The sequence below is a fragment of the Bacillus cereus group sp. N24 genome (assembly GCF_016483345.1).
In the GTDB taxonomy this organism is placed as follows: Bacteria; Bacillota; Bacilli; order Bacillales; family Bacillaceae_G; genus Bacillus_A; species Bacillus_A toyonensis.
This window is the reverse complement of the sequence record NZ_JAEHCA010000182.1, coordinates 1-209: the sequence shown is the minus strand read 5'-3', so window position 1 is coordinate 209 and position 209 is coordinate 1. Positions and strand designations below refer to the sequence as shown.

Below are 209 nucleotides of genomic sequence, written 5' to 3'. Positions count from 1 at the left end.
CTATGGGATAATGCATACAAAGAAACAGGAAAAGGTTTGGCATATGGTACATGCTCTGCCAAACTTCCTGCCATGAAAAAAGAGTTTGTTTGGCTAAAAGAAGTGGATAGTATTGCGATTCAGTCATCTGTCCGCAACCTCGCGGATGCTTATACACGCTTTTTCAAAAAACAAAACAGTGCCCCGCGTTTCAAATCTAAGAAAAACAA

The 209-nt window shown here is 40.2% G+C and carries 1 pseudogene; it reads left to right on the top strand.

What is annotated here, in order from left to right:
- Positions 1–209: pseudogene (locus tag JDS95_RS30955) on the top strand (IS200/IS605 family element RNA-guided endonuclease TnpB); the annotation flags it as partial.